Annotated in this window: 16 protein-coding genes; 7 read left to right on the top strand and 9 right to left on the bottom strand. The window is 72.3% G+C overall.

The genetic code is table 11. The annotated features are described in order from the left end of the window. Window positions 1-284 precede the first annotated feature (284 nt). Window positions 285-2,717, top strand: coding sequence for a Tex family protein (locus OEIGOIKO_RS05400; protein ID WP_125052339.1), 2,433 nt, complete (start codon window positions 285-287; stop codon window positions 2,715-2,717). Window positions 2,718-2,767: 50 nt separating this feature from the next. Here OEIGOIKO_RS05400 and OEIGOIKO_RS05405 read toward each other — a convergent pair whose 3' ends face one another. The 3 genes from OEIGOIKO_RS05405 to OEIGOIKO_RS05415 form a co-directional block, all read right to left on the bottom strand. After that, window positions 2,768-2,986: a hypothetical protein gene (locus OEIGOIKO_RS05405; RefSeq protein ID WP_125052341.1), complete on the bottom strand. Its 219-nt coding sequence runs from the start codon at window positions 2,984-2,986 to the stop codon at window positions 2,768-2,770. Between the two features lie 214 nt (window positions 2,987-3,200). Further along, on the bottom strand, window positions 3,201-5,315 hold the full coding sequence (locus tag OEIGOIKO_RS05410) for an FUSC family protein (RefSeq protein WP_125052343.1): 2,115 nt from the start codon (window positions 5,313-5,315) through the stop codon (window positions 3,201-3,203). Window positions 5,316-5,595: 280 nt separating this feature from the next. Continuing rightward, window positions 5,596-6,633, bottom strand: a complete 1,038-nt coding sequence (locus tag OEIGOIKO_RS05415) for an oxidoreductase (RefSeq protein ID WP_125052345.1) — start codon at window positions 6,631-6,633, stop codon at window positions 5,596-5,598. Between the two features lie 189 nt (window positions 6,634-6,822). Here OEIGOIKO_RS05415 and OEIGOIKO_RS05420 point away from each other — a divergent pair, with 189 nt between their 5' ends. Next, window positions 6,823-7,788, top strand: coding sequence for an FAD-dependent oxidoreductase (locus OEIGOIKO_RS05420; RefSeq protein ID WP_170251567.1), 966 nt, complete (start codon window positions 6,823-6,825; stop codon window positions 7,786-7,788). A 57-nt stretch (window positions 7,789-7,845) separates the two neighbouring features. Here OEIGOIKO_RS05420 and OEIGOIKO_RS05425 read toward each other — a convergent pair whose 3' ends face one another. The 3 genes from OEIGOIKO_RS05425 to OEIGOIKO_RS05435 all read right to left on the bottom strand — a co-directional run bounded on the left by OEIGOIKO_RS05425 (window position 7,846) and on the right by OEIGOIKO_RS05435 (window position 13,078). Further along, on the bottom strand, window positions 7,846-9,552 hold the full coding sequence (locus OEIGOIKO_RS05425; protein ID WP_125052347.1) for a BCCT family transporter: 1,707 nt from the start codon (window positions 9,550-9,552) through the stop codon (window positions 7,846-7,848). 113 nt (window positions 9,553-9,665) lie between these two features. After that, a complete protein-coding gene (locus tag OEIGOIKO_RS05430) occupies window positions 9,666-10,979 on the bottom strand; it encodes a M14 family metallopeptidase (protein WP_125052349.1) in 1,314 nt (437 codons plus the stop codon). Window positions 10,980-11,113: 134 nt separating this feature from the next. After that, complete coding sequence (locus OEIGOIKO_RS05435; RefSeq protein ID WP_371858888.1) at window positions 11,114-13,078, bottom strand: Xaa-Pro dipeptidyl-peptidase; 1,965 nt, start codon at window positions 13,076-13,078, stop codon at window positions 11,114-11,116. A 244-nt stretch (window positions 13,079-13,322) separates the two neighbouring features. Between OEIGOIKO_RS05435 and OEIGOIKO_RS05440 the strand changes: the two genes are divergently transcribed. Next, complete coding sequence (locus OEIGOIKO_RS05440) at window positions 13,323-14,834, top strand: M1 family metallopeptidase (protein ID WP_125052351.1); 1,512 nt, start codon at window positions 13,323-13,325, stop codon at window positions 14,832-14,834. Between the two features lie 69 nt (window positions 14,835-14,903). Here OEIGOIKO_RS05440 and OEIGOIKO_RS05445 read toward each other — a convergent pair whose 3' ends face one another. Further along, window positions 14,904-15,326: a hypothetical protein gene (locus OEIGOIKO_RS05445; RefSeq protein WP_125052353.1), complete on the bottom strand. Its 423-nt coding sequence runs from the start codon at window positions 15,324-15,326 to the stop codon at window positions 14,904-14,906. A 385-nt stretch (window positions 15,327-15,711) separates the two neighbouring features. Between OEIGOIKO_RS05445 and sph the strand changes: the two genes are divergently transcribed. Both sph and OEIGOIKO_RS05455 read left to right on the top strand, forming a co-directional pair. Continuing rightward, a complete protein-coding gene (sph, locus tag OEIGOIKO_RS05450) occupies window positions 15,712-16,725 on the top strand; it encodes a sphingomyelin phosphodiesterase (RefSeq protein WP_125052355.1) in 1,014 nt (337 codons plus the stop codon). Window positions 16,726-16,839: 114 nt separating this feature from the next. Then, window positions 16,840-18,357 carry an MFS transporter gene (locus tag OEIGOIKO_RS05455; protein WP_246177216.1) on the top strand — a complete coding sequence of 506 codons (1,518 nt, stop codon included), beginning with the start codon at window positions 16,840-16,842 and terminating at the stop codon, window positions 18,355-18,357. A 94-nt stretch (window positions 18,358-18,451) separates the two neighbouring features. On the opposite strand, the gene OEIGOIKO_RS05460 is transcribed toward OEIGOIKO_RS05455, so the two are convergent. Continuing rightward, window positions 18,452-19,942, bottom strand: a complete 1,491-nt coding sequence (locus OEIGOIKO_RS05460; RefSeq protein WP_125052357.1) for an amino acid permease — start codon at window positions 19,940-19,942, stop codon at window positions 18,452-18,454. A 482-nt stretch (window positions 19,943-20,424) separates the two neighbouring features. Between OEIGOIKO_RS05460 and OEIGOIKO_RS05465 the strand changes: the two genes are divergently transcribed. Both OEIGOIKO_RS05465 and OEIGOIKO_RS05470 read left to right on the top strand, forming a co-directional pair. Beyond that, a complete protein-coding gene (locus tag OEIGOIKO_RS05465) occupies window positions 20,425-21,156 on the top strand; it encodes a MerR family transcriptional regulator (RefSeq protein ID WP_125052359.1) in 732 nt (243 codons plus the stop codon). Between the two features lie 91 nt (window positions 21,157-21,247). After that, window positions 21,248-22,642, top strand: a complete 1,395-nt coding sequence (locus tag OEIGOIKO_RS05470; protein WP_170251569.1) for an ATP-binding protein — start codon at window positions 21,248-21,250, stop codon at window positions 22,640-22,642. Window positions 22,643-22,754: 112 nt separating this feature from the next. Here the strand turns inward: OEIGOIKO_RS05470 and OEIGOIKO_RS05475 are convergent, their stop codons facing one another. Further along, entirely contained in the window at window positions 22,755-24,929 is a 2,175-nt protein-coding gene (locus tag OEIGOIKO_RS05475; RefSeq protein ID WP_125052363.1) for a 3-hydroxyacyl-CoA dehydrogenase NAD-binding domain-containing protein, read from the bottom strand. Window positions 24,930-24,934 lie beyond the last annotated feature (5 nt).

Here is a 24,934-nt window from a genome sequence, read left to right on the forward strand (position 1 = left end):
CCGGTGCTGCGCCGCACCGCCGGCTGACCGACGGCCGGGGGCCGCCGGCGCACGCGCTGACACGCCCGGACACCGAGCCCGTCCCGGCCGCCCGCCGGCCCCCGGTGCGCGGTATGTCCCGCCCCTCCCGACCCGTGCGTATCCCCACGTCCCGTACGGACCGCTCCCCCGTGCGTGCGGCTTCTCACACCTCGCCGCGGCGGCCCGGGTCGCGCGACAGTGAAGCCCGCCAACCTGCACAATGCAGGCTCAAGCAAACGCTGGAAGGCGGGGCAGGAAACAACGTGACGGCATCCACCGAGGCCAACGGGGCGTCCGGGACCATCGGATCCATCGAAGCGAGGATCGCCGACGAGCTCGGCGTCAGGGAGCGGCAGGTGAAGGCCGCGGTCGAACTGCTCGACGGCGGCTCGACCGTGCCCTTCATCGCCCGGTACCGCAAGGAAGCGACCGAGATGCTCGACGACGCGCAGCTGCGCGCGTTGGAGGAACGGCTGCGCTACCTGCGGGAGCTGGAGGAGCGGCGTACCGCGGTCCTGGAGTCCGTCCGGTCGCAGGGCAAGCTGGACGCCGCGCTGGAGGCGCGGATCCGTGGCGCGGAGTCCAAGGCCCGGCTGGAGGACATCTACCTGCCGTACAAGCCCAAGCGGCGCACCAAGGCGCAGATCGCGCGCGAGGCGGGCCTGGAGCCGCTGGCGGACGGCCTGCTGAGCGACCCGTCGGTGGAACCCACGGCCGCCGCTGCCGCGTTCGTGGACGCGGACAAGGGCGTCGCCGACCCGGGCGCGGCCCTGGAGGGCGCGCGGGCCATCCTCACCGAGCGGTTCAGCGAGGACGCCGACCTGATCGGCGAGCTGCGGGAACGCATGTGGTCGCGGGGTCAGGTGGCCGCGAAGGTCCGCGAGGGCAAGGAGGAGGCGGGCGCGAAGTTCGCCGACTACTTCGACTTCGCCGAGCCGTTCACCGCGCTGCCGTCGCACCGCGTGCTGGCGATGCTGCGCGGCGAGAAGGAGGAGATCCTCGACCTGGCGCTGGAGCCGGAGACCGAGCCGGTCGAGGGCATCACGTCGTACGAGCAGGCCATCGCCCACAAGTTCGGCATCACCGACCGCGGCCGCCCGGCCGACAAGTGGCTCAAGGACACCGTGCGCTGGGCCTGGCGCACCCGCGTCCTGGTCCACCTCGGCATCGACCTGCGGCTGCGGCTGCGGCAGGCCGCCGAGGACGAGGCGGTACGGGTCTTCGCGTCCAACCTGCGCGACCTGCTGCTGGCGGCGCCCGCCGGGACCCGCGCCACGATGGGCCTGGACCCCGGCTTCCGTACGGGCGTGAAGGTCGCCGTCGTGGACGCGACCGGCAAGGTGGCGGCGACGGAGACGGTCTACCCGCACGTCCCGCAGCAGAAGTGGGACCAGTCGCTGGCCACGCTGGCGCGGCTGGCCCGGGAGCACGACGTCGAGCTGATCGCCATCGGCAACGGCACCGCGTCCCGCGAGACGGACAAGCTGGCCGCCGACCTGATCGCGGCGCAGCCCGAGCTGAAGCTGACCAAGGTGATGGTCTCCGAGGCGGGCGCCTCGGTGTACTCCGCCTCCGCCTTCGCCTCGCAGGAGCTGCCGGAGCTGGACGTGTCGCTGCGCGGCGCCGTCTCGATCGCGCGCCGCCTCCAGGACCCGCTGGCCGAACTGGTCAAGATCGACCCGAAGTCGATCGGTGTAGGTCAGTACCAGCACGACCTGTCCGAGGTGAAGCTGTCGCGTTCGCTGGACGCGGTGGTCGAGGACTGTGTGAACGGTGTCGGTGTGGACGTCAACACCGCGTCGGCGCCGCTGCTGTCGCGGGTGTCCGGCATCAGCTCCGGGCTGGCCGAGAACATCGTCGCGCACCGCGACGCCAACGGCCCGTTCCGCGCCCGCAAGACCCTCAAGGACGTGGCGCGGCTCGGCCCGAAGGCGTACGAGCAGTGCGCGGGCTTCCTGCGCATCCGCGACGGCGAGGACCCGCTCGACGCGTCCAGCGTGCACCCGGAGGCGTACCCGGTGGTGCGCCGGATGGTGAAGACGGCGGGCGGCGAGGTGTCCTCGCTGATCGGCAACACGGCGGTGCTGCGCTCGCTGAAGCCCGCCGACTTCGTGGACGACTCCTTCGGGCTGCCGACCGTCACCGACATCCTCCAGGAGCTGGAGAAGCCGGGTCGCGACCCGCGCCCGGTCTTCAAGACGGCCACCTTCAAGGAGGGCGTGGAGAAGATCGGCGACCTGGCGGCCGGGATGCTCCTGGAGGGTGTGGTGACCAATGTCGCCGCCTTCGGGGCGTTCGTGGACATCGGTGTCCACCAGGACGGTCTGGTGCACGTCTCCGCGATGTCCAAGACGTTCGTCAAGGACCCGCGCGACGTGGTCAAGCCGGGTGACATCGTGCGCGTCAAGGTGCTGGACGTGGACATCCCGCGCAAGCGGATCTCGCTGACGCTGCGCCTGGACGACGAGCCCGGCAAGGGCGGCGGCGCGGACGGTGGCGGGCAGCGCCAGGGCGCCCCGCGCGAGGGCCGGCGCGGTGACCGGGAGGGCCAGCAGCGGCGCGGCAGCACCCCGCGACAGCGCCAGGGCAACAACGAGCGCCGCGGCGGCTCGCGGGACGCGGCCCCGGCGAACGGTGCCATGGCCGACGCCCTGCGCCGGGCGGGCCTCCTGGGCAAGGAGCGCGGCGGACGCTGAGCACGGTGCGGCCGGGACCGGTTCGAGCCGGTCCCGGCCGCCCGTTCAGATCACTCGGGCGTGTCCGTACGCGGTACCGGACCGGGACCCTTGCGGTGCTTCCCGGCCTCCGGCTTCCCCACGTGACTGACCCAGCGGCCGTCCTCCTGCGACACGTAGCTCTCCCCGACGCCGGCGGCCTCCCCGGCGCTGCGGTCCGGGGCGGCGGGGGCGTTCTCCTGTGCCGCGCGCTGTGCCCTGCGTTCCCGTTCGGGGCGGTTCTTCGACATGTCACCCATGCTGGCTCCCGGCTTCACGCTGGAATCGACGGTTCGGTGGCGCCGCGACGGTGCCGACCGGCTCCTCCAGTAGCGCACCGGCCCGGCGGCGTCGGCATGCCCGGCGTGCCAAGCGGGTGGCGGAAGCCGTACCGGCGCCCGTCGGCGGCACGCCTACCCGATGCAGGTGGGTTCAGACCGGACGCGCGCGAACCTGCGAACCGCTTCAGGCCGCGCCCGCGAAGCCGCGCATCCGCTCCAGCTCGGCGGCCACGTCCGTGAGCGTCGCGCAGCCCGGTACGGGCGGGATCTGCGCCGCGAGCGCGGGCGGGCCGGGGCGGCCCGGGTCCTCCAGCGCGTCCGCCATCGCGGTGAGCGCCTCGGACAGCCGGTGGGCCTCCTGCCGGGTCGGGCGGCGGGCGCCGTGGTCGAGGCGTACGGCGCAGGCGGTCGCCGCGTCGACGATGCGTTCGGCGGCGGTGACGACCGTGAGCCAGTCGGGGTTGCGGCCGCGCGCCGCGACCAGTTCGGCGGCCGCGGTCTCGGCCGCCGCGCGGGCCTCGCCCAGCGCCCGGTAGGCCTCCCGGCGCAGGACCAGCCGCTCGCCCCGGTCGTGCCCCGGTTCGGTCCTGAGCACCTCGCCCAGGTACGCGCCGGTGGCACGCAGCGCGGCGGTGACCCGGTGGCCGACGCGGCGGCGCGGGTCGGCGAGCCGTGGCAGGTGGCCGACGACGAGCACGATGCCGCAGGCGGCCGAGGTGTCCACGATCCGCTCCAGCGCGGCCTGCGGGTCGCCGCTGACGTGCACGAACGACAGCACCATCAAGGTGATCGCGACGGTCTGCAGCGCGAAGTGGCGGGTGGCGAACGGCAGCAGCGCGCCGCCCGCTCCGGCGATGAGCGCGGGCCACCACCAGCCGTCCAGCAGCGCCCCGGCCGCCGCGAAGACCAGCACGCCGGCGACGGTTCCGGCGAAACGGTTGACCGTACGGGAGAAGAGCGGGCCCAGGTCGGGCTTGACCAGGAAGGTGACGGTGGCGGGCAGCCAGTACCAGTGCTCGGCGCGCAGCGCGAGGGCCACCGCGGCGCTCACGGCGATGCACAGGCCGACCCGCAGGCCGTAGTCGCGGCCGGCCGGCCCGAGGAGACTCCGGCCGCGCCGGGTGCGGGGGGCGACCAGCGCGATCGCCCGGTTGCGCAGGGTGGGGCGGCGGCCGGGCGCGGACCGTTCCGCGGCGGGCGTCCCGCGCTCCCCGTCCCCCGGCCGCGTCCCGGCCTGCTGCCCATCCGTCGCCGTCCCCGTTACCGTCGCCGTCTCCGCCGACGTCTCCGTACGCACGGGTACGGCCCCGGAGATCGCCGCGGGCCCGCCGTCGGCCCCGGCGGCGTCCAGCGGTTCCGTACGGGCGAAGACCACCGCGGCGTCCAGGAGGGCGCGGTCGAAGGCGCCGCGCGCCGGGGAGCTGGTCTCCGGCGCGGCGAGCCGGCCCGGCGGCCGGCCGGTGCGCAGCGCTTCGGCGAAGCGGCGCGGGCCCTCGGCGACCCGGTCCGGCAGCGGCTGGGCCTCCCACAGCAGCGCGACGCTGGCCTCGCACAGCGCGGTACCGGCGGCCAGCCGCTCGGCGAGCAGCCGTTCGTCCGCGCGGGGGCGGCGGCGCAGCAGGCGGCGCAGCCGCAGCGCCTCGTCGGCCCGGTCGAGGGCGGCGGTGAGACGGCGGCGGGCCGCCTCGGCGCCCGGCCTGCCGACGGCTTCCAGCGCGTCCGCGAGCGCGTCGAAGACGGTGGCGACGGCCGCCCGCTCACCGCTGAGCGGCCCGCCGACCGGGCGGGGCGGGTGGAAGACCAGGCGCAGCAGGAGCAGCCACAGGCAGCCGGCGAGGAGGTAGAGGGCCTTGAGCCACGGCGCGCCGGACAGCGGCATGCCCGCGCCGAGGATGGTGCTGGCCAGCATCTGCATGCCCGCGTTGGAGCGGACCGGTCCGGCGACGCTGCCCGCGCCCGAGACGAAGCCCACGGCGAACAGTGCGGGGACCACCCACCAGCCCGCGCCGACGGTCTGGAGCGTGGCGCCCATCAGCATGCCGAGGGACGACGCGAGGGCGGGCAGGCCGATGTGCACGACGCCGCGGCGGCGGGTGCCGGGGCGGTCGTTGACGCCCGCGAGCATGGAGCCGAGGCCGGCCAGCACTCCGGCGGCCGGGTGGCCGGTGGCCACGCCCGCCGCGAGCAGCGGGCCCGCGCACAGGGCTCCGCGGACCACGGCGGCCCAGGGCACGGGCAGCCGCTGCCAGCGCAGAGGGTGGGCGAGCCAGGTGGGCACGGCGCGCGGGGCGCGGGGCATGGGCCTCCTTGTACGGCGGATGACGAGGATGGAAGCGACGGACATAGGGGTACGTACCCGTACCAAGCTGGACGTACTGCCTGACACAGGGAGGGCACCCGGAGTACCCAGGACGGGTGCGGGGTGGGCGGGGTGTCCGAGGGGCGTCATCGGCCGACGGTGCTGACATCCAGCTTAAGGTCCTGTTCGTACGCACCGGGACGTGCGGGTTACCGGAATGTCAAGATCACATTCAGCCGTACCGGACGCGGGTCCGCACCGGCCCCGCCGTCCGCCCCGCCTACTCCCCCGCCACCGGCGCGACCAGCACGCTCCCGCTCGTCCGGGCGACCACGTACGCCGTCCCCCGCGTCGCCCGCGCGTCCACCGCCAGCCGGTGCGTGCCCGCCTCGATCTGCCCGGCGAACAGCTCCGCGGTCCGCGTCCGCGACAGCCGGTCCACGCGGTACGCGGTGATGCCGATCCGGCACGGCGCCGCGGTCTCGACCGTGACCTCGCCGCGGACCGCGGCCAGCCGCAGCAGGCGCCGCTGGTCCTGCGGGCACCGGTCCAGCGCCTGCTCGACACGGGCGACGAGCAGCGGGACGACCGGCACCGGCAGGTCCACGAAGACCGCCGAGGAGCCCGCCGCCGCGAACGCGGCGCGCACCGCGGTCCGCTCCGCCTCCCCCACCGCGCTGCCGAAGGCCACCGCTCCGTACGAACGCAACTCGTCCGGCGAGGCACCCGCCGCGTCCCGGGTGATCTCCGCGCCGATGCCGATGCCGCGCAGGGCGGCGGCCAGCCGGGCCGGCAGCGCGACCCGCTGGCCGACCAGCAGGACCCGCCGGGAGGCCGCCGCGCCCCGCTCCGGGCCGGCCTCGGACAGCAGGTTCTCCAGCGCGGCCCGGTACTGCGCGCCGTGGAAGCGGAACGGGCCGATGCCCGGATAACCGTCGCGCCGCAGGTCCGCGGCCTGCCCGGTCTGCCAGGCGAAGTCGCGCCAGACGACGTCCGGGCCGTCCCGCTCGATGACGGCGGTGACCGCGCCGCACTCCAGCCCCTCGCACTCCGGGCAGCCGTAGAGGACGTAGCGCCCGTCGGCGAGCGGGGCGTCCTCCTCCAGGAGCAGCCGCCGCACGTGCGCGGTGAACAGGGACGGGCCGAGGTCCGCGGCGAGCGGGGAGACCGCGTCGAGGTCGGCCAGGCGCAGCAGGAGCGGTCTGCCGTCGACGATGAAGTCCCAGAAGTCGCGGTGGGCCTCGTACGCGCCGTTGGACAGTACCGCTCCGGCGCGCGTCGCGGGCGCCAGTCCGAAGGTCGCGTAGTGCGCAGCCATGTCCTGAGTATCCCCACGGAACCGCCGATATGAGCCCGGCGCCGGGCAATTCGCGGGGAGGGGGACGTTCCGGATACCGCGGCCGCGTGCCGTGTCCCGCCGGGCGGCCGGGCGGCGGTCCGGTGCCGCCGCGCGGCCGCCCCCGTCACACCCGTCGCCCGCGGCGGGCGCAGCGGATAGCGTCCAGGCATGACGACGAGCGATGTGATCGTGATCGGCGGCGGGGTGACCGGCCTGACGGCCGCCGTCAGGCTGGCGGAGCGCGGGCGCGAGGTGCGGGTCGTCAGCCGCGACCCGGCCCGGGACACCACTTCCGCGGTCGCCGGCGGCCTGTGCTGGCCCTACCGGGTGCGGCCGGAGGAACGCGCGGTCGCCTGGTCGCTGCGCTCCCTCCACCTGCTCACCGAACTGGCGGCGCGGCCGGCGGAGACCGGCGTACGGCTGGTGACCGGCACGATGGCCGACGCCGGGGACGCGGAGCCGGACGGCTGGCACGCGGCGGTGCCGGGGCTGCGGCGGGCCACGCCGGACGAGCTGCCGCCGGGCTGCGGCGCGGGCTGGCGCGCCGCGATGCCGCTGGTGGACATGCCGTCCCACCTGCGGTACCTGGAGCGGCGGTTGGCGCAGGCGGGCGGCACGGTGCAGCGGCGGCCGTTCACCTCGCTCGCGGAGGCGGGGCGGGAGGCCGGCACGGTCGTCAACTGCTCCGGGCTGGGCGCCCGCGAGCTGGTGCCGGACGTGGCGGTGCAGCCCGTGCAGGGACAGCTGGTGATCGTGGAGAACCCCGGTGTCGAGGAGTGGTTCGGGTCGGCCGACGCGCACGCCGAGAGCACGACGTACATCCTGCCGCAGCCGTACGGGGTGGTCCTCGGCGGCACGGCGCGCGAGGGCGCCTGGTCGCGGGAGCCGGACCCGGCGACCGCCCGCGCGATCGTGGAGCGCTGCGCGCGGGTGCACCCGAAGCTCGCGCACGCCCGTGTCCTGGCACACCGGGTCGGTCTGCGCCCGGGGCGTACCGCCGTACGGCTGGAGGCGGAACGGCTGCCGGACGGCGCGCTGTGCGTGCACAACTACGGGCACGGCGGGGCGGGTGTGACGGTGGCGTGGGGATGTGCGGACGAGGTGGTGCGGCTGACGGGCGACGGGACGGGGTGAGGGGAGGGCCGGTCTCCCGCCGGCCCTCCCCTGGTGGTCACTTCCGCGGGGCCGGTGCTACGGCTTGCCCTCCTCGGCGGCCGGGGCGGACGCACCGGCCGTCCCTGCGCCGGTGTCGCCCGCGCCGTTGCCCGGTCCGATACGGATCTCGAAGTCGCCGTCGTAGCGCTCGTGGCCCGCGATGACGGCCAGTTCGACGACCTCTTCGCCCTTCTGCCCGCGGACGATCAGCGGGTCGTGGCGCAGGTCCTTCATCAGCGCCCAGCACATCGCGATCATCACCAGGGTGAAGGGCACCGCGACCAGGATCGTCAGATTCTGCAGTCCGGTGAGGGCGTCGCCCGAACCGCCGCCGATCAGCAGCATGATCGCGGCGACCGCGCCGGTGACCACGCCCCAGAAGACGACCACGAGCCGGGTCGGTTCGAAGGAGCCCTTCTGCGAGAGGGTGCCCATCACGATGGACGCGGCGTCCGCGCCGGAGACGAAGAAGATCCCGACGAGGATCATGACCAGGATGCTGGTGAGGGTGGCCGCCGGGTACTGGTGCAGCACGTCGAAGAGCTGTCCCTCGGGCGTGGTCTCGCCGGAGAGCCGCTTCGTGTCCTGGAGGTGCATCGCGGAGCTGCCGAACACCGCGAACCACAGCAGGCTCACCACACTCGGCACCAGGATCACCCCGCCGATGAACTGCCGGATCGTGCGCCCGCGGCTGATCCGGGCGATGAACATGCCGACGAACGGCGTCCAGGAGATCCACCACGCCCAGTAGAAGACCGTCCAGCCGCGCAGCCAGTCACCGACCTTGTCCCCGCTGCTGGCCTCCGTCCGGCCGGCCAGCTGCGGCAGTTCGCCGATGAAGGTGCCGATGGAGGTCGGCAGCATGTTCAGGATGAGGACGGTCGGTCCGACGACGAAGACGAAGACGGCCAGGATCAGTGCCAGCACCATGTTGATGTTGGACAGCATCTGGACGCCCCGGGCGATGCCGGAGACCGCCGACAGGATGAAGGCGACGGTCAGTACGGCGATGACGGCGACGAGCAGGGTGGTGCTGACCTTGTCCATCCAGCCGAGCACCTTGATGCCGCTGCCGATCTGGAGCGCGCCGAGCCCCAGCGAGGCGGCGGAGCCGAAGAGCGTGGCGAAGATGGCCAGGATGTCGATGACCTGCCCGCCCCAGCCGTTGGCCCGCCGCTTGCCGATCAGCGGGGTGAACACCGCGCTCATGGTCTGCCGCCTCCCCCGCCGGAAGCAGCTGTACGCGATGGCCAGCCCCACGACCGCGTAGATGGCCCAGGGGTGCAGCGTCCAGTGGAAGAGCGTGGTGGCCAGCGCGGTGTCCATGGCCTGGGCGGCGTCCTTCGGGTCGGTGCCCGGGGGCGGGGTGGCGAAGTGCCCCAGCGGCTCGCTGACTCCGTAGAACATCAGGCCGATGCCCATGCCCGCGCTGAACATCATCGCGACCCAGGACACCGTGCGGAACTCGGGCTCCTCGCCCTCCTTCCCGAGCGTGATCCGGCCGTACTTGCTCACCGCCAGCCAGATCGCGAAGACCACGAAGCCGGAGGCGGAGAGCACGAAGGCCCAGCCGCCGTTCGCGATGACCCAGTCCAGCATCGTCGACGAGGCGCTCTTGAGCGACTCGGTGGAGGTGGCGCCCCAGACGATGAAGGCGAGGGTGAGCAGCGCCGTGACGCCGAAGACCACGCGGTCGGTCTGCGGAGGGCCGGTGCGCTGCGGCTCGCCGGGGAGGTCCGCCATGGCCGGCGCACCTCCCCCGCCGCCCGTGTCCTTGTCTGATTCCGACACGTGTCGACCTTTCAATTGGCCAGTTTTTCCCTACCCGTTACCCCCTACCACGCGGTGGAACCCGTTCAGCAGCCCTTGAGCGGAGTCGCGGCCGTAAGGTGATAATCGGCCCGGCCGTCCAGCAGCAGCGGGACGAGGGCGCGCATCGACTGGCGGAGCGGCACCACGGCGCCGCCCTTGCCGGCCCGGTGCGACGACACGCCGTGCAGGGCGAGTTCGTCCTTGACCTGGGCGTACTGCCACGCGTCGAGGCGGTACGCGCACGGCGGGTCGGCCAGGACTCTCCCGGCAGCCGGCGGTTCGTTGTCCGCGCCGCCGAGATAGACCGGCCCCAGGTCGGCGTAACCGGCCAGCCGGGCGCGGGCCGTGGCGGCCTCGATCCGGGCCCGTCGTTCACCCACGAAATCGAACAGTCCGTTCAGCGCGGCGTGTTGGGAGGTGACCCGGCGGCGGTTGTTCAGCGCCGGGTCGGCCTTCTCGGCGTCGGTCAGCGCGTCGACCCGGGTTTCCACGAGCAGCCCGACGGAGTTCTTCACCCCGGCGGTGTTGCGCAGGATGCGCTCCTGCCCGTCACCGGCCACCTGCTTGACCGGGTCGCCGGTCACCGGGTCGGTCCAGATACCGTAGATGCCGGTGCTGAAACCGGCGTCGGCGGCTGCGGGGCGGACGTACTTCTCGGACAGGGCGGTGGACTCCCGGTGCACCGCGCGGGCGGTGTTGAGGTTGCGGGGCCACAGGGAGAGCAGGTCCTTCATGTAGTAGGGCACGGTGGGCCCGTATTCGTGCAGGTCGTAGACGATGTCCGGACGGTAGTCGCGCTGTACGGCGGCCAGCGCCCGCGCCTCGGCGGTCTTCAGGGCGAGGTGGTCGCGGTTGATGTCCACGCCGTCGGAGTTGCCCCGGGTGCCGGCGGCCCGGCCGTCCGGGTTGGCGGTCGGCACGACCAGCACACTCGTGCGTTCCAGGAAGCGCCGGGTGGCCCGGTCCCCGGCGAAGGCGAGGTCCCGGACGGTGGACAGGCACGCCTCGCGCCCGGACGGCTCGTCGCCGTGCTGCGAGCAGATCAGCAGCACCGCGTTGCCGCGCCGTACCTCGGCCGCGCTCTTCGGGGCCGGCGCGCCGATGCGTACGAGCTGGAGCGGGCGGCCCTGTGCGGTGGTGCCGATCCGGTCCGTACGGACCCGGTCGCTCGCCCGGTCCACGGCGGCGAGGAAGTCCCGCTCCTCCGGCCGGCTGGTCCAGCGGGCGCCGTTGCTGGTCTCGAAGCCGGTACGGGGCAGGTCCGGGCCGGACGCCCCGGCGGGCGGCGCGGCCAGCAGGGTCGCGGTGAGCGCGGCGGCCAGCGCCCCGAAGGCGAGGCCGCGGGAGAGGGATGTCACGAGGGGGTGCCTCCGGTGTCGGACGGTGGGGCGAACGGTGGAGGGGGACTGCCGGGTACGGGCGCGGGGGACGCGGATACGGGAGGTACGGGTACGGAGGGGCCGGGCCGCGGCGGTCCGGCCCCTCCGTACGGTCAGCGCGCTTGCGGTACGCGGCTCGGAACCGAGGGCTCCACGCCGGTCGTCGGCGCCGGTGCGATCCGCGCCCCGCCGGTCCCCGCCGTGGCCGCGGCCAGCGCCTTGCCGCCGCCGACCACGGGCAGGCGGGCGGCGGTGCGGGCGAGGTCGAGGGTCAGGCGCGGGGTGGTGGACGGCGGGTCGATCAGGCCGGCGTCCGTCCCGGCGATGATGAGCGCGAGCCGGTGCCCGGCGGGGACGACGTGGTCGCTCGCGGCCAGGTCGAGGGTGATCGTGTAGGGCCTGCCGGGGGTCAGCGGGCGGCCCTTGCCCGGGTCGGCCCAGTTGCCCAGGTCGGCCCAGCCGCGGCTGAAGACGGTGTGGCCGACGTTCAGCGTGTCGGCCTTCGTCTCCTTGTAGCAGGCGCTGTCACCGGTGGTGCTCGCGCCCCAGCAGGTGCGGTCGGCGAGGGTGGTGATGCCCTCCCCCGCCGCGCCGTAGTTGCGGATGGTGTCGGGCCCGAGGTCCACCAGGACGGCGGAGAGGTGGGCGGTGGCGGTGCCGGGGGTGGCGGTGACGGTCACCTTGCCGGAGCCGGACAGGCGCAGCGGCTTGGCGAGGGGCTTGGTGGTGAACCCGGCCTTGGCGGGGGTGGACGTGTCGATCTGCGCGGCCCAGTCCTCCTCGTTCAGGCGCGGGTCGTCGGTGAAGGACTCGGTGGCGCCGTGCGGCGCGCGCCGGGTACCGAGTTCGCCGACGCCGGGGGCGCTGCCGTTGCGCGGCCGTACGGTGGTGGCCGAGGTGCCGGCGGCGGGCCAGACGCGGTCGGTGGTCCACCGGTCGGGGGCGCGTTCGACGTCGGCCATCGGCTCGTCGTCGATGCCGTTGTCGTAGCCCATCAGGTAGTGGTCGAACCAGCGGTGCAGGGTGGGCACCCAGGCGGACCGGCGGAAGTCGAACGGGTCGACGTGGCCGGTCTGGGAGAGCCAGACCTTGCGCTCGACGCCGTTGTCGGCGAGCGCGTCCCACCACTGGCCGAAGTGCTTGGTACGGACGTTGAGGTCCTGCATCCCGTGGATGGCGAAGACGCTGGCGGTGACGTTCTCCGCGTCCTTGACGTAGTCGCGTTCGGTCCACAGCCGGGTCCAGTCGCCGGTGCGCGGGGCGCCCTCGGCGAGCTTCTTCTGCACGGCGGCGCAGCGCAGGCGTGCTTCGGGGCTGTCGACGTAGTCGGCCAGCCGGTCCGGGCCGGAGCCGTACAGCGGGGCGCCCTTGGCGAAGTAGTAGTCGTACCAGGAGGAGATGGCGGCGATGGGCACGATGGTCTTCAGGCCCTCGACGCCGGTGGCGGCGACGCCGTTGGCGATGGTGCCGTCCCAGCTCTTGCCGATCATGCCGGTGTTGCCGTTCGACCAGCCGGCGGTGACGCGTTTGCCGCCCGTACGGGAGTCGTAGGCGCGGCCGCGGCCGTTGAGCCAGTCGACGACGGCCCGCGCGGACTGGATGTCGGAGCGTCCGCCGACGTCCACGCAGCCGTCCGAGCGGTTGGTGCCCGCCAGGTCGACCAGGACCGTCGCGTAGCCGCGTGGCACGAAGAAGTTGTCGTAGAACAGCGGGAACTGCACGGGCCGTCCGGCGCTGTCGTAGGTCTTCTTCTGGCTCTCGTTGCCGCGTCCGCAGCAGGAGTAGTAGGGACTGGCGTCCATGATCACGGGTACCCGTCGGCCCTGCTGCGCGGGTTCGCGCGGCCGCACGATGTCGACGGCGACCCGGTCGGTGCGTCCGTCCGAGTCACCGTCGATCCTGGTGTCCACCCAGACCGATTCGCGTATCGCGCGGTCGTAGGAGTACACGGGTCTGGACTCGCCGGAGGATGCCTGGGCGGCGGACGCCGGTCCGGTGAGCGTGGTCAACAGGGCGACGGCCACCGCCGCCACGAGCGCTTTCCAGGGGATGCGGGGCAACCGCGCGCTAGGAGTCACGGGCGGACGGTAGCGCGGGGGAACTCCTGTGCGTAAGAGTGCGCGGGGTGGCGGACGCGAGCGGAGCGGGCCCGCGGGGTGCCGTGACGCACGGGGTGCGGGGGTGACCTGTGACGTCCTGATGTCGGTCATGTGTCAGATGCGGCCATGGACATGACGGGAGGGCCCCGGGTACATAAGGTCTGAACAACTGAGGATCTGATGGGCCTACCGGGCTCACCTCCCCTACATGCTGGAGGATTTCGTGCGTCACAGACTCATCGTTCCGGGTGCGGCCGCCCTCAGCCTGCTGCTGGCGATCCCGGCTTCCGCGGCCAGTTACGCACCCGGCGCTCCGGGCGCGGGCGACTCCTACTACCCCGAGAGCGGCAACGGCGGGTATGACGTCTCCCATTACGACCTGCGGCTGAAGTACCAGCCGAAGACGGACCTGCTGGAGGGCACGGCGACACTGCTCGCCAAGACCACGCAGGACCTGAACCGCTTCAACCTCGACTTCGGCCTGAAGGTCAGCGAGATACGCGTCAACGGCAAGAAGGCGACCTTCGCCACCTCCGGCAAGCACGAGCTGGAGATCACGCCGGCCACGCCGCTGCCCAAGGGCAAGGACATCAGCGTCGTCGTGCGCTACGCGGGCAAGCCGTCCGAGCTGAAGATCGACGGCTACTCCGCCTGGCACCGCACGCCCGACGGCGGGGTGATCGCGCAGGAGCCGGACTCCGCCGTGTGGTGGTTCCCGAGCAACGACCACCCGACCGACAAGGCGACGTACGACATCTCGGTCTCGGTGCCGGACGGCAACCAGGCGCTCAGCAACGGCGTCCTGCTGTCCCAGACCTCCAAGCTCGGCTGGACGCGCTTCAACTGGCGTTCGGACAAGCCGCAGGCGCCGTACCTGACCACACTCGCGGTCGGCAAGTTCGACGTCACCAAGGACACCACGGCCAGCGGCCTGCCGGTGATCAACGCCGTCAGCAAGGACCTCGGCTCCTACGAGGGCTCGGCGCGCGCGAGCATCGAGCGCACCACCGAGGTCACGGAGTGGCTGGAGTCGGTCTTCGGCCCGTACCCGTTCAACTCGGTCGGCGGCTACGTCCCCAACGTGAAGGCCGGGTACGCGCTGGAGACGCAGACCCGCCCGTTCTACGGCAAGGAGGCGTTCGCCAACGGCACCAACGTCTCCGTGGTGGTCCACGAGATCGCGCACCAGTGGTACGGCGACAGCGTCTCGGTCAAGGACTGGAAGGACATCTGGGTCAACGAGGGCTTCGCCCGCTACAGCCAGTGGCTGTGGTCCGAGAAGGAGGGTGAGGGCACCGGTCAGGAGCTGGCCGACTACGTCTACGCCCAGCACCCGGCCGACGACCCGTTCTGGAAGGTCAAGCCGGGCGACCCGGGCCCGGACAACCAGTTCAGCGGCGCCGTGTACGACCGGGGCGCGCTCACGCTGCAGGCCCTGCGCAACGAGGTCGGCGACCGGGCGTTCTTCGGGCTCCTGAAGTCCTGGCCCACCGACAAGAAGTACGGCAACGCCTCGGTGCAGGACTTCGTGACGTACGCCGAGCGCAAGACCGGCAAGCCGCTCGCGGCACTGTTCGACACCTGGCTGTTCCAGCCGTCCAAGCCGTCGGCCCCGGCGCTGAAGAAGGCGTTCGGCGCCCGGTCGGCCGCCCCGGCCAAGGCACCGGCACAGCCGAAGTCCTGGAAGTCGATCCAGGCCACGAACACCGTGCACGACCACGGCCACGGCCACTGATCCGTAGGGCGGTGCCATGAAGCGGGGCCCGGTGCGGCTGCACCGGGCCCCGCTTTCCGTACGCGACGGTCACGCCTTCTCCAGCTTCCAGAAGGCGAAATCCCTGCCCAGGTTGGGGAGAATACTGGCGGCGACCGCGATCCACGACTTTCCGGTCTCCGAGCCGTACACCATGTAGGCACCGAAGGTCTTGAACACGGCTCCCTTGTCGCGGGATTCCGCCTCCCAGACGTGCGCGTCGCCTTCCTGAACCAGCTTCACGCCGGTCGTGACGGCCTGCAGATAGCGGTATCCACCCCAGTTGCTCGACGTCATCTCGATGCTGAAACCCGAGCCCTTGGTGTGGAAGACCACCGGGTAGCCCTTGTTGCCGTAATCGTTCGCCAGCAAGCAGTAGTCCCAGTTCATGTAGGGTTCCCGGCTGATTCCCCGGCCGCTGCCATCGTTGATGATCAAGTGGTAGCCGCTCTCGGGGGAGATGTCGACCGCCATGGCGGCCCCCTTTCCCTGCCGCGGCGGGCGCGGCAGCTCCCTTGGTTCGGCCGACGCTTTCCTGCTTACGACCGTCACGGAGCGCTGTCCATGCCTCCGTCGGTACCGGCTGTCGCCGGGCGGCTTTTTTCGGCCCGGGTTCTTCCGGGCCGTGCGGAATCAACCGGCTGCCCGGTGGCTTCCGCAGGGTTCCGACGGCCGGAACGCCCCGGCGCAAAGCGTCCGAAAATGCTGCCGAAGACGTCTGAAATTCCCGGCGGTCGCCTCGCGCCTCAGGTGTCACGGCGTGTGCATCCCGTCATCACGTGGCGGCCACTCGCGAGCCACCGTGCCGGGTTCGACTGTGCGGCGGCTCCAGCCCCGCCCCACCCGACCGGGAGATTTCATGCCGCACCGCAGCCCCCGCCGCTCCTCCGCAGCCGTGACCGGCGCGTCGCTGACCGCCGCCGTACTGGCCGCGTCGGCGCTGCTCGCCACGGCTCCCGCGGCGTCGGCCGCTGCGGCGCCCGCCGCCGTGCCCGCGGTGAACGTGCTCTCGTACAACGTCTTCCTCATGAGCCGGAACCTGTATCCCAACTGGGGCCAGCAGCACCGGGCCAAGGCCATTCCCGCGGCGGGCTTCTTCCAGGGCCAGGACGTCGTCGTACTTCAGGAAGCATTCGACAATGAAGCGTCCGACGCGCTCAAGTCGGCCGCCGCGGCGCAGTATCCGTACCAGACGCCGGTGGTCGGCCGCGGAAAGGGCGGCTGGGACGCCACGGGCGGCGCCTATTCCGCGGCCACTCCCGAGGACGGCGGGGTCACCGTCCTGAGCAAATGGCCGGTGCTCCGCAAGGAGCAGTACGTGTTCAAGGACGCCTGCGGTGCCGACTACTGGTCCAACAAGGGCTTCGCCTATACCGCGCTGAATGTCCGCGGCACCACGGTGCACGTGGTCGGTACGCATGCCCAGTCGACCGACCCCGGGTGCAAGGCAGGAGAAGCCGCAGCGGTCCGGGCGAAGCAGTTCGAGGAGATCGACGCCTTCCTGGACGCGAAGAACATTCCGGCGGACGAACAGGTCATGGTCGCCGGAGACATGAACGTGGACACCCGCAGCCCCGAATTCGCCTCCCTGCTCACCCATGCCGGACTCGTGGCGGCCGACGCGCGCACCGGACACCCGTACTCCTTCGACACCCGGCAGAACTCCGTCGCGGCCTACCGCTACCCGGACGACCCGCGCGAGGACCTGGACCACGTCCTGCACCGCCGCGGCCACGCCCGGCCCGCCGGCTGGTCCAACGACGTCGTCGCGGAGCGGTCCGCCCCTTGGACGGTGTCGAGCTGGGGCAAGGACTACACGTACACCAACTTCTCGGACCACTACCCCGTGGTGGCCGGGCAGCGCTTGCGGTAGGCCGGGGCCCCGGCCGGGGCGGCCCTTCGCGGGCCGGCGTGCGGACCTTATGTAAGGGGCAAAGAACCTTGGCGCCACTTGCCTTCCTGGACACAGTAAGTCCAGGATGCAGGAGTGACCGAGTTATCAGCCGATCCACGGGCCACGTCCGCGCGCCCCTCCCCCGCCACCGCCGCCCCGCGCCCGGGGCCGCTGCTCGCCGTCCTGCTGTCCGCGTGGTTCATGGCACAGTTCGACTTCTTCGTCGTCAACGTCGCCGCCCCCTCGTTCGAGAAGGACCTGCACGCCGGGCCCGCCGCCCTCGAACTGATCGTCGGCGGCTACGCCTTCGCGTACGCCAGCGGCATGATCACCGGCGGCCGGCTCGGTGACCTCTTCGGGCACCGGCGGACGTTCGTCGCCGGGCTGGTCGCCTTCGCCGTCACCTCCCTGCTGTGCGGCATCGCGGTGAACCCGGCCCAACTGGTCGGCGCCCGGCTGCTCCAGGGTTTCGCCGGGGCCGTGATGGTGCCGCAGGTGCTCGCCACGATCACCGCCACGTTCCCGGTGCACGCCCGGGGCCGGGCGATGGCCTGGTACGGCGTCGCCGGCGGGACGGCCTCGGTCGCCGGGCAGGTGCTCGGCGGGCTGATGCTGGACGCCGACATCCTCGGACTCGGCTGGCGGATGCTGTTCCTGATCAATGTGCCGATCGGCGCGGTCGCGGCCCTGCTGGCCCTGCGCTTCCTGCCCTCGGTGCGCTCCGCGCGCCGGGCCCGGCTGGACCTGGCCGGCGCGGGCGGCGTGGCCCTGACGCTGGGGCTGGTGCTCGTACCGCTCGCCATGGGCCGTACCGCCGGCTGGCCCGCCTGGACCTGGATCTGCCTGGGCGCCACCGTCCCGGTGGGCGCGGCCACGGTGTTCTGGCAGCGGCGCCTGGCCGCGCGGGGCGGCGATCCCGTCCTCGACCTCACGCTGTTCCGCGAGGGTTCCTACCTCGCCGGTGTGGTGACGGGGGCGGCCTTCATGGCGTACTGGGCGAGCGTGATGTTCACCCTGACGCTGCTGCTCCAGGGCGGTTTCGGGCTGGGCCCGTTCGAGGCGGGGCTGGCTTTCGCGCCGACCGGTGTGTGCTTCGCGGCCAGCTCGCTGCTCAGCCGCCCGCTGGTGCAGCGCTTCGGCCTGCGCATCCTGCAACTGGGCAGCGTCGTCACGGTGACCGGTCTGACGGCGCTCGTCCTGGTGCTCCGCTTCCAGCCGGACCGCGGGGCGCTGCCCTGGGTCGTCGTCACGATGGCGGTGGCCGGGGTGGGCAACGGGCTCACCTTCCCGCAGCTGATCGGCGCGTCGCTGGTACGGGTGCCGGCGCGGCGGGCCGGGATCGGCGCCGGAGTGCTCACCACCGCGCAGCAGTTCGGCGGCGCGGCCGGTGTGGCGGTGATCGGCGCGGCGTTCTTCGCCCTGGCCGGCGGCGTGCCGAGCGCCTCCGGGTACGCCCGGGCCGCCATGTGGACGACCGTCGTGTCGGTCGCCCTGACCTGTGTGGTCACGGTGCTGACGACGGTCATCCGGCGCGCGGCGGACCGTACGGCGCGGGCGGAAGTCGAACGGGCCGCGAAGGCGGCGAAGGAGACGAAGGTGACGGACGGCTGAGCCGTCCGCACGGCGAAGGGCGGTCGCGCGGCGCGCGCACGACCGCCCTTCGCCGTGTCCTACGACCTCGGGGCCGTCCCTCGCGGCCTCGGGGTCAGCCCTTGTCGAGCGTCGCCCGGCCGGCCGCCGCCTCGCGTTCGGCCGCGATCCGGCTCACCCGGCCGCGGACCACGAACCAGCCGCCGAACAGCGCGGCGCCGATGACCGGCACCAGCATCACGGTCTGCTGCCCCACGCCCTCGCTGTCGAAGGCCATCAGGACGACGACGCCGAGCAGGAAGACGATGGTCGCGATGTCGGTGACCGGGGTGCCCGGCAGCTGGAAGCGGGGCCGGTCGACCAGGCCCGCGCGGGAGCGCCGGACGAAGACCATGTGGCAGAGCATGATGGTGCACCAGGTGCTGATGATGCCGAGCGCCGCGATGTTCAGCACGATCTCGAACGCCTTGCCCGGCACCAGGTAGTTGAGGCCGACGCCCAGGACGCACACCGCGGAGGTGAGCATGATGCCGCCGTACGGCACCTGGTTGCGGTTCATCAGGGCGGCGAACTTCGGCGCCGAGCCGGCCATCGACATCGAGCGCAGGATGCGGCCGGTCGAGTAGAGGCCGGAGTTCAGGCTGGACATGGCGGCAGTGAGCACCACGAGGTTCATCACGTCGCCCGCGGCCGGCACGCCCACGTTGGACAGTACGGTCACGAAGGGGCTCTCGGAGCCGGTGTACTTGTTCCACGGCAGCAGCAGCGCGAGCAGGATGACCGAACCGACGTAGAAGACACCGACCCGCCACATGATCGAATTCACGGCCTTGGGCACGACCTTCTCCGGCTCGCTGGTCTCGCCCGCGGTGACGCCGACCAGTTCGACGGCGGAGTAGGCGAAGACCACGCCCTGCAGCACGACCACCACGGGCAGCAAGCCGCTCGGGAAGAAGCCGCCGTGGTCGGTGATCAGATTCAGGCCGGGGGTCTCGCCGCCCACCGGGTGCTGGGTGGTGAGCAGGAAGATCCCGATGAACATGAAGACGACCAGGGCCGCGACCTTGATGATCGCGAACCAGAACTCCATCTCGCCGAAGATCTTCACCGAGATGAGGTTGATCGCCAGCACCACCGCGAGCGCGATCAGCGCCATGGCCCACTGCGGTACGGCGGTGAACAGGCTCCAGTAGTGGGTGTAGAGGGCGATCGCGGTGATGTCGGCGATGCCGGTCGTGGACCAGTTGACGACGTACATCCAGCCCGCGACGTAGGCGCCCTTCTCCCCCAGGAACTCCCGCGCGTACGAGACGAAGGAGCCCGAGGACGGGCGGTGCAGCACCAGTTCGCCCAGGGCCCGTACGACGAAGAACGCGAACAGGCCGCAGACCGCGTACGCGACGGCGAGCGCGGGTCCGGCGGAGGCGAGCCGGCCGCCGGCGCCCAGGAACAGGCCGGTGCCGATCGCCCCGCCGATCGCGATCATGTTGATGTGCCGGCCCTTGAGGCCCTTGCTGTATCCGGCGTCCCCCGCGTCCTGGGCGGCCGACGCCTTCCCCCCGTCCGGTGGCCTGTGGGCGTCTTCCTGGACGGTTTCCGTGCTCACAGCTGGTTCATCTCGCTTTCGGGCAGGCGATGGAGCCGTCGCCGGTCCCACGGGTCACGCGAGTCCGGCCGACGGCACACCTTCCCCCAGAGCCGCCCCCTCGTCTGTGTGCTGGATCACAGCATGTATGAGCCATCAATAATCCGTCCGGTTATGCCCGGAATAGCTTGTCGGGGTCATGTCGATGAGCCCAGTATTCCGCCACGCTCCGGTCATCACCCCTCACCCAGAAGAACGGCGCACGCCGTCGAGTTCCGGTCTTCACTGGCTGGAAACCGTCGCCACGTCGCGTCGCACCGCGACAGCGGGCGCGGGACCGGCCGGCGCCCGCCTCGCCTTCACCTCGCACCCACCGGTCCCGGAAGGTTTCACAGGATTGGTGAGACAGCAATACTGTTGAACACAGTCCCCGCGGCACGGACGCGGCGGGCGCAGGGGGCGCGGGCACCCGCGCGGACGCAGCGAGGGAAGTGAGGCGCGGCATGGCCAACGGGGCCGGGGAAGAACCGACACTCACCGTCGACGAGTTGGCCGCCCGTGCGGGCGTGACCGTGCGCACCGTCCGTTTCTACAGCACCCGGGGGCTGCTGCCCCCGCCCGCGATCGGCCCGCGCCGCGTCGGCCGGTACGGCGCCGCCCACCTGTCCCGGCTCGCCCTGATCGAGGAACTCCAGCACCACGGCATGACGCTGGCCGCCATCGAGCGCTACCTCGCCCGGCTGCCCGACGACCTCAGCGCCCACGACCTCGCCATCCACCGCGCGCTGGTCGCCTCCTGGTCGCCGGACTCCGCCGAGGAGGCGACCCGGGCCCATCTGGAGCGCCGCGCGGGCCGGGCGCTGAGCGAGGACGACATCGACCGGCTGGCGGCGATGGACGTCCTGGAGCGCACCGGGGACCCCGACGCGTTCCGGGTCGACCCGGCCGTCCTCCACCTGGGCATCCGGCTGCTGGACGTACCGGTCGCACTGGAGACGCTGCTCGCCGCCCGTACCGTCGTGCAGGAGCACACCCGCTCGGCGGCGCGCGAGCTGACCCGGCTCTTCCATGACGAGGTGTGGGGCCCGTACCGCGAACGCGAGTCGGACCCCGAACAGGTGGAGTCGATGAAGTCGCTCTCCGCGCACATGCAGCCGATGGTGGTGCAGGCGCTGGTCACGGCCTTCCAGCGGTCGATGCGCGAGGAGCTGCGGGCGACCTACGCCGAGGAGTGATCCCGCGCCCGGCGGGCATGACGTGGTTACCGGTCCGCGGGGTGCGGCCGGTGGTGCGGCTGGTGACCTGACGAGCGAGACGAGGCCGTGGGTGGAGGGGCGCAGCATTTCCCGGGCCGAGGCGGCGGACATCCTCGCCCGGCAGGAGAGCCACTTCTGGGAGTTCAAGAGCGGCCGCAGCGGCGGGGCGGTCGTGCAGGTCATCGCGGCCGCGCTGGCCAACGCCGAGGGCGGGGAGTTCATCGTCGGCATCGAGGACCCGCGCAGCGGGCACGGGCTGACGCGGTGGCGCGGCTTCGCCGCGCTGGAGGACGCCAACTTCGTCCAGCAGGCCATGGTCGACCAGGTGGAGCCGCCGGTTCCGTACGACATCGAGTTCCTGCGGGTGGACGGGCACCCGGAGCTGGGGTGGGCCTGCCTGGTCACGGTCCACAAGAGCCCGGACGTGCACCGGACGGCGCGCGGCGAGGTGCCGCAGCGCCGGGGTGCCCAGTCACGGCGCCTGAAGGGGACGCAGATCACCGATCTGTCGCTGTCCAAGGGCGCCCGCTCCTACGAGGACCAGCTGCTGCGCGACTACACCCTGGAGGAGCTGCGGGACGAGGACGAGCTGCACGTCTTCCTCGGCCGGTACAGCCCGAGCACCTCCGCCGAACGGTTCCTGCGCCGCCAGCGCCTGGTGGACCGCGGCGGGTCGCCGGCGACCGTGGCGGGCGCCGTCCTGTTCGCCGCCGAGCCGCCCGTCGTCGTACCGAAGAAGTGCTCGGTGAAGATCGCCCGGTACGAGACCGGGGAGCAGGTCCCGGACCGCCGGCACCTGAAGTCGGCGCCGACGACGGTGGACGGGCCGGCCCGGCTGCTGATCGACCGGACGCTGGCGGCGGTCACCCGGATCATCCAGTCGGTGCCGGTACTGGGCCCGGACGGCGCCCTGTCGCCGATGGCCTACCCGCCGGAGGCGCTGAAGGAGATCATCGTCAACGCGGTGATCCACCGGGACTACAACCTCTCCGACGACATCCTGATCTCGGTCTTCGACAACCGGGTGGAGGTCCGCAGTCCGGGCCGGCTGCCCGGCCACATGACGCCGGACACCCTGTTCACGGACCGCTTCGCGCGCAACCCGACGATCGTGCGGTTACTGAACAAGTACCCGGACCCGCCGAACAAGGACATCGGCGAAGGGCTGGACACCGTACTGAGCACGATGAAGGCGGCCAAGCTCAGGGAGCCGCGGTTCTTCGTGGAGGACAACGCGTTCGTCGTGGTGCTGGAGCACACGCCGCTGGCCCGGCCCGAGGAACTGGTGCTGCAGTACCTGCGGTCCAACCCGGAGATCCCCAACCGGATCGCGCGCCGGATCACCGGCATCGCCTCCGAGAACCGGATGAAGCGGGTCTTCCACCGGCTGCGGGACGCCGGGCAGATCGAGCCGGTGCCGGACCGGGCCGGGTCCCGTGCGGCGTGGCGGCTCAAGCGGGACTGAGAGCCGGTGTCGTCGCCCCGGCCGGGCGCTGACCGGCCGGGCGGGACCGGCCGGGTCGGTGGTGGCGCGGACCGGTTCCGGCCGGGCCGCACCACCGCGCGTCTCACGCGTCTTACGCGTCGCTGAACTTCTCCCCCCTCTCCGCCTTCTCCACCAGCAGCGCGGACGGCGCGAACCGCTCCCCGTACGCCGCCTGGAGCTCGCGGGCTCGGGCGACGAATCCGGGCAGCCCGCCCTCGTAGCCGTTGATGTACTGGATGACGCCGCCGGTCCAGCCGGGGAAGCCGATGCCCAGGATGGAGCCGATGTTAGCGTCCGCGACGGAGGTCAGTACGCCTTCCTCGAAGCAGCGGACGGTGTCCAGCGCCTCGGCGAACAGCATCCGCTCCTGCATGTCCCGGAAGGGGATCGCGGCGCCGGCCTTCGTGAAGTGCTCGCGCAGGCCCGGCCACAGGCCGCCCCGCTTCCCGTCGTCGCCGTACTCGTAGAAGCCCCCGCCGCCGCTGCGGCCCGGCCGCCCGAACTCGTCCACCATGCGGTCGATGACGGCGTCGGCCGGGTGCTCCGGCCAGGTGCCGCCGGCCGCCTCGACGGCCCGCCGGGTCTCGTCGCGGATCTTGCGCGGGAGGGTGAGGGTCAGCTCGTCCATCAGGGACAGCACCTTGGCCGGGTAGCCCGCCTGGGCCGCGGCCTGTTCCACGGAGGCCGGTTCGATGCCCTCACCGACCATCGCCACGCCCTCGTTGATGAAGTGGCCGATGACGCGGGAGGTGAAGAAGCCGCGCGAGTCGTTGACGACGATGGGGGTCTTGCGGATCTGGCGTACCAGGTCGAAGGCGCGGGCCAGCGCCTCGTCGCCGGTCTTCCCGCCCTTGATGATCTCGACCAGCGGCATCTTGTCGACGGGCGAGAAGAAGTGCAGGCCGATGAAGTCGGCCGCCCGCTCGACGCCTGTGGCGAGGCCGGTGATGGGCAGGGTGGAGGTGTTGGAACACAGCAGCGCGTCGGGGGCGACGATGTGCTGGATCTCCTGGAACACCTTGTGCTTGAGGGCCGTGTCCTCGAAGACCGCCTCGATGACGGCGTCGCAGCCGGCCAGGTCCTGCGGGTCGGCGGTGGGGGTGATGCGGGCGAGGAGTTCGTCCCGCTCGGCCTCGGTGGTCCGGCCGCGGCTGAGCGCCTTGGCGAGCAGCCCTTCCGAGTACGCCTTGCCCTTCTCGGCCGCCGTCAGGGACACGTCCTTGAGGACGACCTCGATCCCGGCCCTGGCGCAGGAGTACGCGATACCGGCGCCCATCATGCCGGCGCCGAGGACGGCGACCTTCTCCACCGTGCGCGGCGCGATGTCCTTGGGGCGGCTGGCCCCGGAGTTGACGGCCTGGAGGTCGAAGAAGAACGCCTGGATCATGTTCTTGGAGACCTGGCCGGTGACCAGCTCGACGAAGTACCGCGCCTCGATGGTCTGCGCGGTCTCGAAGTCGACCTGGGAGCCCTCGACGGCCGCCGCGAGGATGTTGCGCGGGGCCGGGTAGGGGGCGCCGTTCAGCTGCTTCTTCAGGTTGGCCGGGAAGGCGGGGAGATTGGCGGCGAACTTCGGGTGCGCCGGGGTGCCGCCGGGGATCCTGTACCCCTTGACGTCCCAGGGCTGCTGGGCCTCGGGGTGGGCGTCGATGAACGCGCGCGCCTTCTCGGTCAGCTCCTCGGGGGTGGCCGCGACCTCGTGGATCAGGCCGTTCTCCAGGGCTCGCGCGGCGTTGTACCGAGTGCCCTGGAGCAGCACCTTCAGCAGCGCGTCGGCGATGCCCAGCAGCCGGACCGTACGGACCACGCCGCCGGCCGCCGGGAGCAGGCCGAGGGTCACCTCGGGCAGACCGATCCTGGTGGCGCGGGTGTCGAGCGCGACGCGGTGGTGGCAGGCGAGTGCCAGCTCGTAACCACCGCCCAGGGCCGCGCCGTTGATGGCCGCGACGACGGGCTTGCCGAGGGTTTCGATACGGCGCAGGTCGCGCTTGATGCCCTGCCCCGTCTCGAACGCCTGCTGGGCGTGCTCGGGCGTGACGGCGATCAGGTCGCGCAGGTCGCCGCCGGCGAAGAAGGTCTTCTTGGCGGAGGTGAAGATGACGCCGCGTACGGTGTCCCGCTCGGCCTCCAGGCGGTCGGCGACGGCGGTCAGCGACGCCTTGAAGGCCGCGTTCATCGTGTTGGCCGACTGGTCCGGGTCGTCGAGGACGAGGGTGACGACGCCGGTCTCGTCCTGTTCCCAGCGGATGGTGGTGGATTCACTCATGGGGT

Source organism: Streptomyces paromomycinus, from assembly GCF_003865155.1.
Lineage (GTDB): Bacteria > Actinomycetota > Actinomycetes > Streptomycetales > Streptomycetaceae > Streptomyces > Streptomyces chrestomyceticus.

Bases quoted from the DNA above. Each gene is read 5' to 3' on its own strand.
- OEIGOIKO_RS05405 (WP_125052341.1), bottom strand. From the start codon at position 2,986: ATGTCGAAGAACCGCCCCGAACGGGAACGCAGGGCACAGCGCGCGGCA.
- sph (WP_125052355.1), top strand. From the start codon at position 15,712: ATGCCGCACCGCAGCCCCCGCCGCTCCTCCGCAGCCGTGACCGGCGCG.
- OEIGOIKO_RS05410 (WP_125052343.1), bottom strand. From the start codon at position 5,315: ATGCCCCGCGCCCCGCGCGCCGTGCCCACCTGGCTCGCCCACCCTCTG.
- OEIGOIKO_RS05420 (WP_170251567.1), top strand. From the start codon at position 6,823: ATGACGACGAGCGATGTGATCGTGATCGGCGGCGGGGTGACCGGCCTG.
- OEIGOIKO_RS05465 (WP_125052359.1), top strand. From the start codon at position 20,425: ATGGCCAACGGGGCCGGGGAAGAACCGACACTCACCGTCGACGAGTTG.
- OEIGOIKO_RS05425 (WP_125052347.1), bottom strand. From the start codon at position 9,552: ATGGCGGACCTCCCCGGCGAGCCGCAGCGCACCGGCCCTCCGCAGACC.
- OEIGOIKO_RS05475 (WP_125052363.1), bottom strand. From the start codon at position 24,929: ATGAGTGAATCCACCACCATCCGCTGGGAACAGGACGAGACCGGCGTC.
- OEIGOIKO_RS05445 (WP_125052353.1), bottom strand. From the start codon at position 15,326: ATGGCGGTCGACATCTCCCCCGAGAGCGGCTACCACTTGATCATCAAC.
- OEIGOIKO_RS05415 (WP_125052345.1), bottom strand. From the start codon at position 6,633: ATGGCTGCGCACTACGCGACCTTCGGACTGGCGCCCGCGACGCGCGCC.